Here is a 14,980-nt window from a genome sequence, read left to right on the forward strand (position 1 = left end):
AGTGGGGCACGGCGGCCGCAGTCGTCGTGGCGGTGGTGGTGGTGGTGAGTCTAGGGAAAGCGGCGCGCCGGTCTCCTTGATTGCAGTCAAGCGCCCTCGTGCACCACTTCCCGCTCGTCGCCGCCGGCGACCCGCATCAATTGCTGCGGGTTGCACACCAGCAGCTTCTGCCGGCCGCCGACCACCAGGCCGCGGTCTTCCCAGGCGCTCAGGATGCGCGAGACGGTGTGCAGGGTGGTGCCGGTCATCTCGGCGATGTCCTGGCGGGTGACCGGGAAATCGATGCGGATGCCGTCGGCCTCCGGTCGACCTGACTGCTGCACCAGGCGCAACACGGTGTGGGCGACGCGCCGTTCGACCTCTTCGGTGGCCAGTTCGCAGAAGCGCACGTGGGCTTCCTGCAGGCGCTCGCCGATGGCCTGCACGGTGTTCAGGGCGAAGCCGGGGTGACGGGCGAGCAGGGGTTCCCACTGGCCGGTGGGCCAGGCGAGGACCAGGCTGTCCTGGCTGGCCGTGGCGGTGGCGGGGTAGTCGCGCCGGCCGAGGGCGCGGACGAAGCCGAACAGATCGCCCGGATTGACCACGCGCACCAGCACGCGCTGGCCGTCGCCGGTGAGCTGGGTGGCTTTGAGCCGGCCGTGCACCAGCAGGTAGAAGCTGGTCGCCGGCGAGCCTTGCTCGAACACGGCCACGCCGCTGTTCAGGCGCAGGATGCTGGCCTGGCGGAGGATGTCGTCCTGTTCCTCGCGGCTGCTGTTGGCGAATGGCGGCAAGCTGCCCAGCCAGGCGCGGTTCAGCGAGATATCAGCGGTCACGGCAGTGATTCCCGTCGGTTCGCCGCAGCATAACGGTTAAGCGCTGCAGCGAAACTTGAGGGGAATCAAGGGATATCTCTGACCAGGCGGAAACCGAGGTTGTCCGGTGGCTGGCCGGCGCTGCAGCCGCCGCCGCGGGCATCGCGGACGAAGTCGTTGATCGCCGCGCGATGGCGCCCTTCGGCGATGCGGATCGAGCAGTACTCGGCGCGGTGGGTCTGGGTGCCCTGCGCGTCGAGGTTGACCCGCTGGTGGCAGCTCTGTGTCCACTCCCAGACGTTGCCGCCCAGGTCGGCCACGCCGTATTCGTTCAGCCCGTGGTTGCCGCGCGCCTGGGGCAGCGCCGAGGCGCTGGTACGGGTCTCCGCTTCCAGGCGGTAGCGCGCCAGCCAGCGTCGGGCAGGGTTGCTGCCATCATCGTCTTCGATGCGCAGGGCATCGTCGGCCCAGCGCGTGCCGGCGAAGAAGGCCCACTCGCGGTCGGTCGGCAGCCGCCATTGCTGGCCGGTGCGTTTGGACAGCCAGTCGGCGTAGAGCTGCGCGTCCAGCAGGCTGGCACCGGTCAGGGGCAGGTCGTCGCGGGGAGCGCTGTTGTCCAGTGCCAGGTTGTCCAGCGCCAGGCAATCGCCCTCGGCCACGCAGCGGGCGTATTCGCCCTGGCTGACCTGGAATTTCATGACTTCGAAGCGCGGGGACAGGTGTTCACGCTGCGACGGCGCATCCACCGCCTGCTTCTCCAGCCAGTAGTCGCCCGCCGGGCGGAAGTCGAAGTCGCGGGGCTCGAGCCGCACGGTTTGTGGTGCTAGCTCTGGTGCGTACTGAGGCCGCAGCAGGAGGAGGGCCCCGCCCAGCAGCAGTACGGCGGGTACGCCGATCAGGATGGTCTTGCGCATGGTCTGCCTGGTCGCCGGTATCGATTAGGGGGAAAGGGCCGGCCCGGATGGGCCGGCCTCGGGGGCTTACTTGATCGCAGTCGGTGGCTGGATCTGGCTCATCAGGTCATTGTTCCATTGGCCTTCGACCTGGATGTGCGCCGCAGCGCCCAGCAGCACAGCCTCGATGAGGTTGTGGTTGAGGTAGGTGTACAGGCCCGGCTGCAGGAAGGTGTACAGCGCCGCACCGGCCGCGCCGCCCGGGATGAACCAGGTTTCCAGGTCTTCCTCCGGCGGGTTGTGGAACTTGCCGGTGGCCCAGACGTGGTCGCCATGGCCGCCGATGAGGTGCGGGCGGGTATCGCGGTTGGCCTGGGAGTGGACGATCAGCACGGTCTCGCCGACGTTGGCCTTGAGCGCGTTCTTGCCGGTGAGGGCGCCGACCTTGCCGTTGAACACGATGTGGCTGGGGATCAGCCCCTTCATGACTTCCTGCATGTCGTTGTAGCTTTCCATCGGCGTGCCGTAGCGCTTGAACTTGCCGTCCTTGTCACGCGGGACGTAGTAGTCCTGCTCGCCGATGTAGACCACCTTGTCGTACTTCAGGGATTTGCCTTCGCGGTCCTTCAGGCCGTCGCGCGGCAGCACCATGATCGCGCCGTTCATGCCCGAGACCACGTGCCACGGGATCATCGCGCCGCCTGGAGCGCAGTGGTAGACGAACACGCCGGGGCGGGTGGCCTTGAAGCGCAGCTTCACTTCCTCGCCGGGCTGGATGATGGTCAGCGCGCCGCCGCCCAGGGCGCCGGTCGAGGCATGGAAGTCGATGTTGTGGGTCAGGGTGTTGGTCGCCGGGTTGACCAGGGTGAGCTCCAGGTAGTCGTCCTGGTGTACTACCATCATCGGGCCGGGCACCGAGCCGTTGAAGGTCATGGCGTGGATCTCGGTGCCATCGTCGTCGATGACCAGCTTCTTCTCCTCGATCACCATGCGGAACTGCACGACCTTGGGCTTGCCCTTGGCGCGCTGTTCATGGGCATGGACGAAGGGCGGAGCGACCAGCTCGACCTGGACGTGCTCCAGCTTCGAGAGGTCCAGGGCCGGACCCATGTTCTTCGGCGCTGCCTCCCCGTCGGCCATGGCCTTTCCGCTGCCGAGCATGCTGCCGGTAACGCCCAGCACCACGGCGCCGGCCAGCAGGGTGCGGCGGGAAAGCGAAATTTCTTCCTGATCAAACATGGGTAATTCTCCGTAATCGACGAACTGTCGTTGGCTACAGAAATACCCGGTCGGCAGATTCCTTCTTTGAGCCGGAACAAAGAAGGAATCAGCTGGACAACGTGTCGCAGGCTCTGTTGTGCGGTAGATCGCGTTTACAGTCTTGTACCCATGCAGGCGGGCAAGACCGGGCGCGGCGAGGTAAGATTCTTCCTGCTCTGAATTCCGGCCCGGCGTGCGGGCTGCAACGGACAAGGATCATTCATGCGTCTGTACGGACTGACCCTGCTGGCCCTGATCACCGGCTGCCTTGGCGTGCAGGAAGCGCGCGCGAGCAGCGACGACTCCTGCTACCCGAGCTGGAACCTCAAGCGCGACTCGCTGGACGTGTGCAACAGCTTGCCGTTCCTCAGCCCGGGCAACGACAGCCGGGTCAACCTGCAGCTGCTGCTGGCCGACGCCGGCCAGGCCAGCATTCCCAATCGCGCGCTGACCGACGATGAGCAGCAACTGGGCTACGGCCAGGTGCCGTTCCCGCTGGCGCGCTGGCTGGAAGGTGCCGCGCCAGGGGATTCGACCGACAGCGCCAGCGCTGCCAGCACCGCACCGCTGGCCGACCTCGCCGCGCGTATTGGCCTGCCGGCGGATGCCGTGCAATCCTCCGCGGACAGCTTCGCCAGCGGCGAAGGCAGTCGCTGCCGCAGCAACAACGCGGGCACCGCCCAGGACTTCCTCAGCCAGCTGTTGCTGGTCGACAGCCTTTCCGCCGCCGAACGCCAGGACCTGGCCCGCGCGCGCCTGACCCTGCTGGGCGCCTGCCAGTGGGACGAAACCCAGCTCAGCGTGCTGCTGCCGGGTGACCTGCAGAGCGCGCAGGCCTTGGCCTACCGCAGCTACCTCAAGGGCGCCGCGGACTTCTACAGCGGGCGTTTCGGCGACGCGCTGAAATCCTTCCGCGCCCTGCAGGACAGCGACCAGCCCTGGCTGAAGGAAACCTCGCGCTACATGGTCGCCCGTGCCCTGCTCAACCAGGCGCAGCAGAACGCCTTCGACGAGATGGGCTACCCGGATCTGCGCAAGGTCGACAAGAAAATCCTCGCCCAGGCCGACACTGCGCTGGGCGACTACCTCAAGGCTTATCCACAGGGCCGGTACAGCGCTTCGGCCAAGGGCCTGACGCGCCGCGTCTACTGGCTGATGAGCGATGAAAGCCGACTGGCTGGCGAGTACGCCGAACTGTTCGCCCGCGAGGATGCCGATGACCTCGCCCAACTGGTTCAGGAAGTCGACAACAAGCTGCTGGTCACCGCCCATCCGGCCGACGTGCGCGACGCGCGCCTGCTGGCGGTGCTCGACCTGATGCAGATGCGCCACCACGAACCCAACGAGCCCCGCGCCCTCGACGCCGCCGGGCTGGCCGCGCAGAAGGACCTGTTCGCCAAGTACCCCGGCCTGCACGACTACCTGACGGCGGCCTTCCTGCTGTACGTCGAGGAAAAGCCCGCCGAGGCACTGAAATCCCTGCCCGAAGAGCTACCGGCCAAGCTCGATTACCTTGCCTTCAGCCAGCAGGCCCTGCGGGGCTTCGCCCTGGAAGCCGGCAATGACTGGATCGCCGCCGAGAAGCTCTGGCTACGCCTGCTGCCGCTCGCCGAGCAACCGCTGCAGCGCGAACAGCTGGAGCTGGCGCTGGCTTTCAACTACGAGCGCAGCGACCGTCTGGTGAAGGTCTTCGCCGAAGGCTCGCCGGTGCATACGCCGATCATCCGCGAGATTCTCCTGCGCCATGTCGCCGGCCCCGACCTGCTGCGCCAGCAGGCGAAATCCACCAGCATCTCGGTGGAGGAGCGCGATACCGCGCTGTTCGCGCTGCTCTACAAGGACCTGCTGCACGGTCAGTACCAGGCCTATATCGACGACCTCGCGCTGTTGCCCACCGACGGCAGCGGCAAGCCGCTGGGCGCGAGCATCGGCTACCTCTACGGCAGCATGCCGCTGTCGCTGTTCCAGTGGCCGGGCGGCAAGAACGACAGCGGCTACGAATGCCCGGCCATCGTCGACGTCGCCCGCGACCTGCTGCAGAGCCCGCAGCCGCCCAAGGCGCTGAACTGCCTCGGCGAGTTCATCCTGCGCAACGGCCTGGACGGCTTCCCGCTGGATACCCAGCCCAGCGAGCGCGAACTGGGCGGCGGCGAATCGCTGTTCCCCGGGACGGCCTACTCGCGCATGGACGGCTACCTCAAGGTCATCGCCGACAAGCAGGCCGTGGAAGAGGACCGCGCCTACGCGCTGTTCCGCGCCATCAATTGCTTCGCGCCCAGCGGCTATAACGGCTGCGGCAGCCAGGACATCGCCCCGTCGCAGCGCAAGCAGTGGTTCCGCACCCTCAAGGGCCAGTACTCCGCCACGCCCTGGGCGAAGTCCCTGAAGTACTACTGGTAAGCCCCGTGCGGCGCGTGCTGGCCCTGGCGCTGGCGTTGCTCGCGGGCAACGCCCCGGCGGCCGGCGTGGACGCCGCGGACCACGACGCGTTCTGGCTCTGGAGCGGCGTCGCGCCCCAGCCCGTGCTGGCCCAGGCACGCACTCTCTACGTCCTGCAGGGGCAGGTCAGCGCGCCGCGCCATAGCGATGGTCGCGCCCGGCTGATCGCCCAGGGCATCGCCATCCCGCGCCTGAAACAGGGCGAGGTGTGGGTGGTCTACCGCGCCCACACCTTGCGCTGGAACGAAGACATCTACCGCACCCTGCTCTCGCAACTGCGGCGCTGGCGAGCCGCCGGCAATCCGGTGGTCGGCGTGCAGATCGACTTCGATGCGCGCACGCGCTACCTGAACGAGTACGTCGACTTCCTCCAGGACCTGCGCACGCGCCTGCCTGCGGGCTGCAAGCTGAGCATCACCGGGCTGATGGACTGGGGCAGCAACGCTGCGCCTGAGACCATCAACCGCCTGGCCGGCGTGGTGGACGAAGTGGTGGTACAGACCTACCAGGGGCGCCAGACCATCCCCAACTACCAGGCTTACCTGCCGCGCGTGGCGCGCCTGCAACTGCCCTTCCGCATCGGACTGGCGCAATACGGGGAATGGCAGGCACCGGCCTACCTGGCGAAGAGCCGGTGGTTCAGGGGGTATGTGGTGTTCCTGCAGAACCCTTAGCAGCGCAGGTCGGAATTGCGCAGGGCTCCCCTGCAGGGGCGCCCCACGGGCGCGATCACGGGCATGGCCCGCTCCTGCAGGGAAACTCCGGCGGTCAGTCAGTTCCCGCCACACCCGCACTTTCCGCAATCGCTCCCGCAACCGCCGGCTGCCGCCGGTTCCCGCGCATCGCGGGTCGAGCCGCCCTTCAGGTTGCGCATCAGCAGCGCGTATTGCAGGTCCAGCTCCTCGGGTAGTGGGAGGTAGACCACATGCCCGTCGCCGGGCGCGACGCCGATGGATTCGCCGCGGTTGTTCTCCAGCGCGTGCAGGCGGAAGGTGCGGTTGCCCGCCGGGGTCATCAGTTCGACGCTGTCGCCCATCTCGAAACGGTTCTTCACCCGCACCTCGGCCAGCCCATTTCGGCGCTCGCCGGTGAACTCGCCGACGAACTGCTGGCGCTCGGACAGCGAGTGGCCGTACTGGTAGTTCTGGTACTCGTCGTGCACATGGCGGCGCAGGAAGCCCTCGGTGTAGCCGCGGTGGGCGAGGGACTCCAGGGTGTCCATCAGGCCGAGGTCGAAGGCGCGCCCGGCGACGGCATCGTCGATGGCCTTGCGGTAGGCCTGGGCAGTGCGCGCGACGTAGTAGTGGGACTTGGTCCGACCTTCGATCTTCAGCGAATGCACACCCATCTGCGTCAAACGTTGCACGTGCTGGATGGCTCGCAGGTCCTTGGAGTTCATGATGTAGGTGCCGTGCTCGTCCTCGTACGCCTCCATCAGCTCGCCGGGGCGGTTGGCTTCTTCGAGCAGGACGATTTCCTTCGTCGGCGCGCCGATGCCCAGGGTCGGTTCGACGTTGCGCACCGCGTGGCCCAGCTCGTCCTCATGGGCGGCGTGGGTCTGGTATTCCCAGCGGCAGGCGTTGGTGCAGGTTCCCTGGTTGGGGTCGCGGCGGTTGATGTAGCCCGACAGCAGGCAGCGCCCGGAGTAGGCCATGCACAGCGCACCGTGGACGAAGACTTCCAGCTCCATGCCCGGCACGCGCTCACGGATTTCGCCGATTTCCTCCAGCGACAGCTCGCGGGACAGGATCACCCGCTTGAGCCCCTGCTGGCGCCAGAACTCCACGCTGGCCCAGTTCACCGCATTGGCCTGCACCGAGAGATGGATATCAACCTCGGGGAAATGCTGGCGAACCAGCATGATCAGGCCGGGATCGGACATGATCAGCGCATCCGGGCCAAGGGCGATCACCGACTCCACGTCCTGCAGGAAGGTCTTCAGCTTGGCGTTGTGCGGGGCGATGTTGACCACCACGTACAGGCGCTTGCCCTGGGCGTGGGCCTCGTGGATGCCGGTGGCGAGGTTGGCGTGGTCGAACTCGTTGTTGCGCACCCGCAGGCTGTAGCGTGGCTGGCCGGCGTAGACGGCATCGGCGCCATAGGCGAAGGCGTGGCGCAGGCTCTTCAGCGAGCCGGCGGGGCAGAGCAGTTCGGGGGAAAACGGCGTGGGGGACATGGCGGCGCAGCGGGTAGTGGGAAAAAGGCCGCCACTCTAGGAAATCCGCGGGCTGCGCGTGCTGAGCGAGGTCAACGGATGCGCTATCCGCGCCGTCAGGCTCTTCGTAGGATGGTGTGGAGCGAAGCGATACCCATCAATACCTCGCGCCGGCAGCATGGGTATCGCTGCGCTCCACCCATCCTACGTCGTGTTCATCCGGTGAGATCGGCTCGGTGCATCACTCCAGCCAGCGCCGCCCCTGCAGCTCCAGCAGCGTCTGCGCCGGTTCCGGCCCGTTGCTGCCGGCGGGGTAGGGGCGCGGGCTCAGGTAGTGCTCGTGCCAGCCCTTGATGATCGGGTCGACCCAGCTCCAGGCCGCTTCCACCTCGTCGCGGCGCATGAACAGCGTCGAGTCGCCCTCGATCACGTCCAGCAGCAAGCGTTCGTAGGCGTCCCAGCGGCGCTTGTTGGTGCTGAAGGCCTGGGCAAGGTTGAGGTCCAGCTCCACCGGTTCCAGCTGCATGCCCTTGCCGGGGGTCTTGGCCATCAGCTGCACGCTGATGCGCTCCTCCGGCTGCAGTCTTATCCACAGGCGGTTGGCCGCGCCGGCACCGCTGCCGATCAGGCTGTTGGGCACCGGCTTGAACTGGATGACGATCTCCGAGCACTTCTTCGCCATGCGCTTGCCGGTGCGCAGGTAGAACGGCACGCCACTCCAGCGCCAGTTGTCGATCTCTGCCTGAACGGCGACGAAGGTCTCCGTATCGCTGTCATTGTCGACATTTTTCTCGAACCAGTAGGCCGGCACTTCCTGCCCGCCGATGTGCCCGGCGGTGTATTGGCCGCGCACGGTCTTGTCCTGTACGTCCTGTCCGGAAATCGGCCGGAGCGCCTGGAGAATCTTCACCTTCTCGTTGCGCACCGCTTCGGCGTCGAAGCGCACCGGCGCCTCCATGGTCACCAGGCAGAGCAGCTGCAGCAGATGGTTCTGCACCATGTCGCGCATGGCCCCGGCATGGTCGTAGTAGCTGCCGCGGTTCTCCACGCCCAGGGTTTCGCTGACCGTGATCTGAACGTGGTCGATGTGCCCGTTGCGCCACACCGGCTCGAACAGGGTGTTGGCGAAGCGCAGGGCCATCAGGTTCTGCACGGTTTCCTTGCCCAGGTAGTGATCGATGCGGAACGCCCGCGACTCGTCGAATACTTCGCCGATGGCCTGGTTGATCGCCACCGCCGACTCCAGCGAATGCCCCAGCGGCTTTTCGAGCACGATGCGCGCCAGCGGCCCGGCGAGACCGGCAATCTTCAGGTTCTGCGCAATCGGCGCGAACAGGCTCGGTGCGGTGGCCAGGTAGTGCACCAGCACCCGGCCCTCCGTGCGCTTGAGGGCCTTGGCCACGCGACCGAAGTCGGCGCTCTGGGAGGCGTCCATCGCCACGTATTCCAGGCGCTGGGCGAAACTGCGCCAGGCCTCGGCGGAAAAGTCGCTGCGCGCCACCTGGGCGCGGCAGTTGCGTTCGGCCAGGGCGAGGTAGGCGGCGTTGTCGCGCTGGCTGCGGGCGAGGGCGAAGATCCGCGTGTCGGCCGGCAGACGATTCTCCCGGTGCAGGTGGTAGAGCGCCGGCAGCAGCTTGTGCAGCGCCAGGTCACCGCTGCCGCCGAACACCAGAATGTCGCAGGAGCTGGGAAGACTAAGGCTGGCGGGCGTATTCAAGACTTATTCCCTGGGCGTGGCGGTTAGTTTTGTAGTATAACTACAACAAGACTACATAAATTTCAGACAACTATCACCGAGCCTATCCCTGTGAACCTTTTGCAGCACATTGCCCAGTCGCGTCATCTGCTCCGCAAGTCGGAGCTCAAGGTTGCCGATCACGTGATGCAGGACCCTGCATCGGTCATGCACAGCTCCATGGCAGACCTCGCCCACAGCGTGGGCGTCAGCGAGCCGACCATCGTGCGCTTCTGCCGCGCCATCGGTTGCACCGGCTTCCAGGACCTCAAGCTCAAGCTGGCGCAGAGCCTGGCCGCCGGCGCCAGTTTCGGCCAGTTCTCGATCAACGAAAGCGACTCGGTGGCGGACTTCAGCCTGAAGATCTTCGACACCACCCTGCACTCGCTGATGGAAGTGCGCGAGAACCTCGACACCCACGCCCTGGAGCGCGCCATCGCGGCCATCGCCCATGCCCAGCGCGTCGAGTTCTACGGCTTCGGCGCCTCCGGCGCGGTGGCAGCGGACGCCCAGCACAAGTTCTTCCGCCTGCTGCTGTCGGCGGCGGCTTACTCCGATCCGCACATGCAGGCCATGTCGGCGGTGACTCTGAAGCCCTCGGACGTGGCGATCTGCATCTCCCAGTCCGGTCGCTCCAAGGACCTGCTGGTGACCGCCAACCTAGTGCGCGAAGCCGGTGCCACGCTGATCACCCTGTGCCCCAGCCAGACCCCGCTGGCGGACCTGGCCACGGTGAACCTGGCGGTGGATGTCCACGAAGACACCGATATCTACACCCCGCTGACCTCGCGTATCGCTCACCTGGTGGTGATCGACGTGCTGGCGATGGGCGTGGCCATGGCCCGCGGCCCGGACCTGGTGAATCACCTCAAGAGCGTGAAGCGCAGCCTGCGCAGCCTGCGCCTGTCGCCGAAGGTGGTGAAGAACCATGAGGAGCGCCCGGAAGAGGCGTCCTGATCCGTCCCTGACGGTGTCGCCGACCGCCCGTCGGCGTCACCGGGGCTTCACCACCACGTCGTCAAACGGTCATCCGTCGTCAGCATGCTGGCGTCTCCAGCCCTTAGGCTTTGGGAGATGCGAGATGCCCCGCCATATCGACGACACCCAGCTCCAAGTGGATAGCAAGACCCGCCGCAAGCTCGAAGACCAGCGCCGCATGCAGTTCCGTCGCGCCATCGAGGACCGCATGGAGGCCCAGCGCCTCGCCCTCGAAACCTCCGATTACCCCGACCTGATCGCGACCGCCTACCTCACTTCGGCGAAGGCGGGCCGGCGAAGCGTTCGGCCAGCTGGCTGATCAGCGCCCGCTCTTCACGGATGAAGGCGACGAACGCCTGGGCCACCGGGCTCAGGCGCTTGCCGCGGGCGTGCACCAGACACCAGCTGCGGTAGAGCGGCAGTTCTTCCACCGGCAGCTCATGCAGCAGCCCGGATTGCAGTTCGCGGCTCACCGCGTGGCGCGGCAGCAGCGCCAGTCCCAGACCCGCCAGCACTCCTTCGCGTGAACCTTCCAGCGAGGCGAACTCCAGCGTCTGCGGGAAGTGCGCGCGCTTCTGCTGGAAATGTTCCTCGCAGGCCTTGCGCGTGCCCGAGCCGGGCTCGCGGATCAGCAGCGGGTAGGGCTCCAGGTCCTTCAGCGAAAGCTTCGCGGCGTTGCACAGCGGATGGTCCGGCGGCGCCACGGCCACAATGGGGTTGTTCAGGAACGGCAGGAACTCCAGCGCCATGTCCTGCGGCACCAGGGACATGATCACCAGGTCGTCGCGGTTGTCCGACAGGCGTTTGATCACCTGGGCGCGGTTGACCACCGTGAGGTTCAGGCTGACGTCAGGGTGCTGCGCGTGGAAGGCGGCGAACAGGTGCGGGGTGATGTACTTGGCGCTCGATTCCACTGCCAGGCGCAGTTGGCCCTGCAGCGAGCCCTTGAGATCGGAGAGGTTCATGTCCAGCACTTCCAGGCGCTGGAAGATGTCGGTGGTGGCGCGCAGCAGGGCGTCGGCGGCATCGGTCTGGTAGAGCTTCTTGCCGATGTACTCGAACAGCGGCTGGCCGACCAGTTCTTCCAGCTGGCGGATCTGCAGGCTGACCGCCGGCTGGGTCAGGGCCATTTCCTCCGCGGCGCGGCTGTAGGAACGGCTTTCGCACACCGCACGAAAAACCTGCAGCTGGCGAAGGGTCATACGCATCAATGACTTACGCATAGAACACGGCCTGATCGCGACATTTCCGCTCAACTATAAAGCATTCTTTATGGCTACCCCAATAATTATTGATTTTGGTTAATCCTCCCTCCCGCGCTAGGGTAAAAACACGCCGGAACCCGCTCCGGCCGAGAGAGCCAGCTGCCGCGACCGGAGCTGCCGATGGGTTTTTACGCCGGGGTCCAAAAGGCCCGGGCCGAGGGAAAGCCGCAGTGATCAAGAAAATCCTGATCGCCAACCGTGGGGAGATCGCTGTCCGGATCGTGCGCGCCTGCGCCGAGATGGGCATCCGTTCGGTGGCCGTCTATTCCGATGCCGACCGTCACGCCCTGCACGTCAAGCGCGCCGACGAAGCCCACAGCCTGGGCGCCGATCCGCTGGCGGGTTACCTGAACCCCCGCGCCCTGGTGAACCTGGCGGTGGAAACCGGCTGCGACGCCCTCCACCCGGGCTACGGCTTCCTCTCCGAGAACGCCGAGCTGGCCGATATCTGCGCCGAACGCGGGATCAAGTTCATCGGCCCGTCGGCGGAAGTCATCCGCCGCATGGGCGACAAGACCGAAGCGCGCCGCAGCATGATCGCCGCCGGCGTGCCCTGCACCCCCGGCACCGAAGGCAACGTCGCCGATCTGGCCGAAGCCCTCTCCGAAGCCGAACGCATCGGCTACCCGGTGATGCTCAAGGCCACCTCCGGCGGTGGCGGCCGCGGCATCCGCCGCTGCAACAGCCGCGAAGAGCTGGAGCAGAATTTCCCCCGCGTGATCTCCGAGGCCACCAAGGCCTTCGGCAGCGCGGAAGTCTTCCTCGAGAAGTGCATCGTCAACCCAAAGCACATCGAGGCGCAGATTCTCGCCGACTCCTTCGGCAACACCGTGCACCTGTTCGAGCGCGACTGCTCGATCCAGCGCCGCAACCAGAAACTGATCGAGATCGCCCCCAGCCCGCAGCTCACCCCCGAGCAGCGTGCCTACATCGGTGACCTCTCCGTGCGCGCGGCGAAGGCCGTGGGCTACGAGAACGCCGGCACCGTGGAGTTCCTGCTCGCCGATGGCGAGGTGTACTTCATGGAGATGAATACCCGCGTGCAGGTGGAACACACCATCACCGAGGAAATCACCGGCATCGACATCGTCCGCGAGCAGATCCGCGTGGCCTCCGGCCTGCCGCTCTCGGTCAAGCAGGAAGACATCATCCACCGTGGCTTCGCGTTGCAGTTCCGGATCAACGCCGAAGACCCGAAGAACAACTTCCTGCCGTCCTTCGGCAAGATCACCCGCTACTACGCGCCCGGCGGCCCTGGCGTGCGCACCGACACGGCGATCTACACCGGCTACACCATCCCGCCGTACTACGACTCGATGTGCCTGAAGCTGGTGGTCTGGGCGCTGACCTGGGAAGAGGCGCTGGACCGTGGCCTGCGTGCGCTGGACGACATGCGCGTGCAGGGCGTGAAGACCACCGCGGCCTACTACCAGGAAATCCTCAAGAACCCGGAATTCCGTAACGGCCAGTTCAACACCAGCTTCGTCGAAAGCCACCCGGAACTGACCCAGTACTCCATCAAGCGCACCCCGTCGCACCTGGCCATCGCCATCGCTACCGCCATTGCCGCCCACGCTGGCCTGTGAGGAATTCGTACATGACCGTTTCCAAGAAAGTCACCGTCACCGATACCATCCTGCGCGACGCCCACCAGTCGCTGCTGGCGACCCGAATGCGCACCGAAGACATGCTGCCGATCTGCGACAAGCTCGACCAGGTCGGCTACTGGTCGCTGGAAGTCTGGGGCGGCGCCACCTTCGACGCCTGCGTGCGCTTCCTCAAGGAAGACCCGTGGGAGCGCCTGCGCAAGCTCAAGGCCGCGCTGCCCAATACCCGCCTGCAGATGCTCCTGCGCGGGCAGAACCTGCTCGGCTACCGCCACTACAGCGATGACGTGGTGCGTGCCTTCGTCGCCAAGGCGGCGGTCAACGGCATCGACGTGTTCCGCATCTTCGACGCGATGAACGACGTGCGTAACCTGCGCGTCTCCATCGAGGCCGTGAAGGCCGCCGGCAAGCACGCCCAGGGCACCATCGCCTACACCACCAGCCCGGTGCATACCATCGACGCCTTCGTTGCCCAGGGCAAGGCCATGGCCGACATGGGCGTGGACTCCATCGCCATCAAGGATATGGCCGGCCTGCTGACCCCCTACGCCACCGGCGAGCTGGTCAAGGCGCTCAAGGATGCGCTGCCGCTGGACGTGGTCGTGCACTCCCACGACACCGCCGGCGTCGCCAGCATGTGCCAGCTCAAGGCTGTGGAAAACGGCGCCGACCGCATCGACACCGCCATCTCCAGCATGGCCTGGGGCACCAGCCACCCGGGCACCGAGTCGATGGTTGCCGCCCTGCGCGACACCCCGTTCGACACCGGCCTGGACCTGGAGCTGATCCAGGAAATCGGCATGTACTTCCACGCCGTGCGCAAGAAGTACCACCAGTTCGAGAGCGAGTTCACCGGCGTGGATACCCGCGTGCAGGTCAACCAGGTTCCGGGCGGGATGATTTCCAACCTGGCCAACCAGCTCAAGGAACAGGGCGCGCTGAACCGCATGCCGGAAGTGCTCGCGGAAATCCCGCGGGTTCGCGAAGACCTCGGCTTCCCGCCCCTGGTCACCCCGACCTCGCAGATCGTCGGCACCCAGGCGTTCTTCAACGTCCTGGCCGGCGAGCGCTACAAGACCATCACCAACGAAGTGAAGCTCTACCTGCAGGGCCGCTACGGCAAGGCGCCGGGCAAGATCGACGAAACCCTGCGCCGCCAGGCCATCGGCAACGAAGAAGTCATCGACGTGCGCCCGGCCGACCTGCTCAAGCCGGAGCTGAACAAGCTGCGCGAAGAGATCGGCAGCCTGGCCAAGTCCGAGGAGGACGTGCTGACCTTCGCCATGTTCCCGGACATCGGCCGCAAGTTCCTCGAAGAGCGTGCCGCCGGCACCCTGAAACCCGAAGAACTGCTGCCGATCCCCAACGGCAAGGGCGTGGCCGCTGCTGGCGGTGAAGGCGTACCGACCGAGTTCGTGGTCGACGTGCACGGCGAAAGCTACCGCGTGGACATCACCGGCGTCGGCGTGAAGACCGACGGCAAGCGCCACTTCTACCTGTCGGTGGATGGCATGCCCGAAGAGGTGGTGTTCGAGCCGCTCAACGAGTTCATCGGCGGCGGCGGCAACAAGCGCAAGCAGGCCAGCGAGCCGGGCCACGTCAGCACCACCATGCCGGGCAACATCGTCGATGTGCTGGTCAAGGAAGGCGACAGCGTGAAGGCCGGCCAGGCCGTGCTGATCACCGAAGCAATGAAGATGGAGACCGAAGTGCAGGCGGGCATCGCCGGCACCGTGAAGGCCATCCACGTAGCCAAGGGCGACCGGGTCAACCCCGGTGAGATCCTGGTTGAAATTGAAGGCTGACCAAGGACAGACGGGTCTTTAAGGTTCAGTCCCACGGGGGAGCACGATG

At 66.2% G+C, this 14,980-nt stretch carries 12 protein-coding genes; 6 read left to right on the top strand and 6 right to left on the bottom strand.

Annotation, left to right across the window (positions count from 1 at the left end):
- Positions 1–86: 86 nt before the first annotated feature.
- The 3 genes from IB273_RS30105 to nirK all read right to left on the bottom strand — a co-directional run bounded on the left by IB273_RS30105 (position 87) and on the right by nirK (position 2,926).
- Positions 87–815 (bottom strand): Crp/Fnr family transcriptional regulator, encoded by a 729-nt coding sequence (locus tag IB273_RS30105; protein WP_139791608.1) that lies wholly within the window; start codon positions 813–815, stop codon positions 87–89.
- Between the two features lie 65 nt (positions 816–880).
- Positions 881–1,708 (bottom strand): SUMF1/EgtB/PvdO family nonheme iron enzyme, encoded by an 828-nt coding sequence (locus IB273_RS30110; protein WP_081519093.1) that lies wholly within the window; start codon positions 1,706–1,708, stop codon positions 881–883.
- Positions 1,709–1,774: 66 nt separating this feature from the next.
- Positions 1,775–2,926, bottom strand: a complete 1,152-nt coding sequence (gene nirK / locus IB273_RS30115) for a copper-containing nitrite reductase (protein WP_081519094.1) — start codon at positions 2,924–2,926, stop codon at positions 1,775–1,777.
- Positions 2,927–3,169: 243 nt separating this feature from the next.
- On the opposite strand from nirK, the gene IB273_RS30120 reads away from it, so the two are divergent.
- The gene (locus IB273_RS30120; protein ID WP_081519095.1) at positions 3,170–5,347 is read left to right on the top strand and encodes an outer membrane assembly lipoprotein YfiO; all 2,178 of its coding nucleotides are present in this window, start codon (positions 3,170–3,172) and stop codon (positions 5,345–5,347) included.
- Between the two features lie 5 nt (positions 5,348–5,352).
- The gene (locus IB273_RS30125) at positions 5,353–6,060 is read left to right on the top strand and encodes a DUF3142 domain-containing protein (RefSeq protein ID WP_151188772.1); all 708 of its coding nucleotides are present in this window, start codon (positions 5,353–5,355) and stop codon (positions 6,058–6,060) included.
- A gap of 98 nt (positions 6,061–6,158) precedes the next feature.
- Here the strand turns inward: IB273_RS30125 and yegQ are convergent, their stop codons facing one another.
- Positions 6,159–7,562, bottom strand: a complete 1,404-nt coding sequence (gene yegQ / locus IB273_RS30130) for a tRNA 5-hydroxyuridine modification protein YegQ (protein ID WP_192225704.1) — start codon at positions 7,560–7,562, stop codon at positions 6,159–6,161.
- Positions 7,563–7,782: 220 nt separating this feature from the next.
- Positions 7,783–9,258 (bottom strand): glucose-6-phosphate dehydrogenase, encoded by a 1,476-nt coding sequence (gene zwf, locus IB273_RS30135; RefSeq protein ID WP_192225705.1) that lies wholly within the window; start codon positions 9,256–9,258, stop codon positions 7,783–7,785.
- A gap of 90 nt (positions 9,259–9,348) precedes the next feature.
- Between zwf and hexR the strand changes: the two genes are divergently transcribed.
- Both hexR and IB273_RS30145 read left to right on the top strand, forming a co-directional pair.
- The gene (gene hexR / locus IB273_RS30140; RefSeq protein WP_045214017.1) at positions 9,349–10,233 is read left to right on the top strand and encodes a transcriptional regulator HexR; all 885 of its coding nucleotides are present in this window, start codon (positions 9,349–9,351) and stop codon (positions 10,231–10,233) included.
- Between the two features lie 124 nt (positions 10,234–10,357).
- A complete protein-coding gene (locus tag IB273_RS30145) occupies positions 10,358–10,573 on the top strand; it encodes a PA3496 family putative envelope integrity protein (RefSeq protein WP_192225706.1) in 216 nt (71 codons plus the stop codon).
- On the opposite strand, the gene IB273_RS30150 is transcribed toward IB273_RS30145, so the two are convergent.
- Complete coding sequence (locus tag IB273_RS30150; protein WP_138213613.1) at positions 10,527–11,462, bottom strand: LysR family transcriptional regulator; 936 nt, start codon at positions 11,460–11,462, stop codon at positions 10,527–10,529. The two genes, IB273_RS30145 and IB273_RS30150, sit on opposite strands and share 47 nt — an antisense overlap.
- A 227-nt stretch (positions 11,463–11,689) precedes the next feature.
- On the opposite strand from IB273_RS30150, the gene IB273_RS30155 reads away from it, so the two are divergent.
- Positions 11,690–13,105, top strand: a complete 1,416-nt coding sequence (locus IB273_RS30155) for an acetyl-CoA carboxylase biotin carboxylase subunit (RefSeq protein WP_024766119.1) — start codon at positions 11,690–11,692, stop codon at positions 13,103–13,105.
- Positions 13,106–13,116: 11 nt separating this feature from the next.
- Positions 13,117–14,931 (top strand): sodium-extruding oxaloacetate decarboxylase subunit alpha, encoded by a 1,815-nt coding sequence (gene oadA / locus IB273_RS30160; RefSeq protein WP_081519101.1) that lies wholly within the window; start codon positions 13,117–13,119, stop codon positions 14,929–14,931.
- Positions 14,932–14,980 lie beyond the last annotated feature (49 nt).

The sequence above is a fragment of the Pseudomonas sp. PDM19 genome (assembly GCF_014852215.1).
Lineage (GTDB): Bacteria > Pseudomonadota > Gammaproteobacteria > Pseudomonadales > Pseudomonadaceae > Pseudomonas.

Coding starts and splice junctions, on each gene's coding strand:
- IB273_RS30110 (WP_081519093.1), bottom strand. CDS start 1,708: ATGCGCAAGACCATCCTGATCGGCGTACCCGCCGTACTGCTGCTGGGC.
- nirK (WP_081519094.1), bottom strand. CDS start 2,926: ATGTTTGATCAGGAAGAAATTTCGCTTTCCCGCCGCACCCTGCTGGCC.
- IB273_RS30120 (WP_081519095.1), top strand. CDS start 3,170: ATGCGTCTGTACGGACTGACCCTGCTGGCCCTGATCACCGGCTGCCTT.
- yegQ (WP_192225704.1), bottom strand. CDS start 7,562: ATGTCCCCCACGCCGTTTTCCCCCGAACTGCTCTGCCCCGCCGGCTCG.
- IB273_RS30145 (WP_192225706.1), top strand. CDS start 10,358: ATGCCCCGCCATATCGACGACACCCAGCTCCAAGTGGATAGCAAGACC.
- IB273_RS30150 (WP_138213613.1), bottom strand. CDS start 11,462: ATGCGTATGACCCTTCGCCAGCTGCAGGTTTTTCGTGCGGTGTGCGAA.
- oadA (WP_081519101.1), top strand. CDS start 13,117: ATGACCGTTTCCAAGAAAGTCACCGTCACCGATACCATCCTGCGCGAC.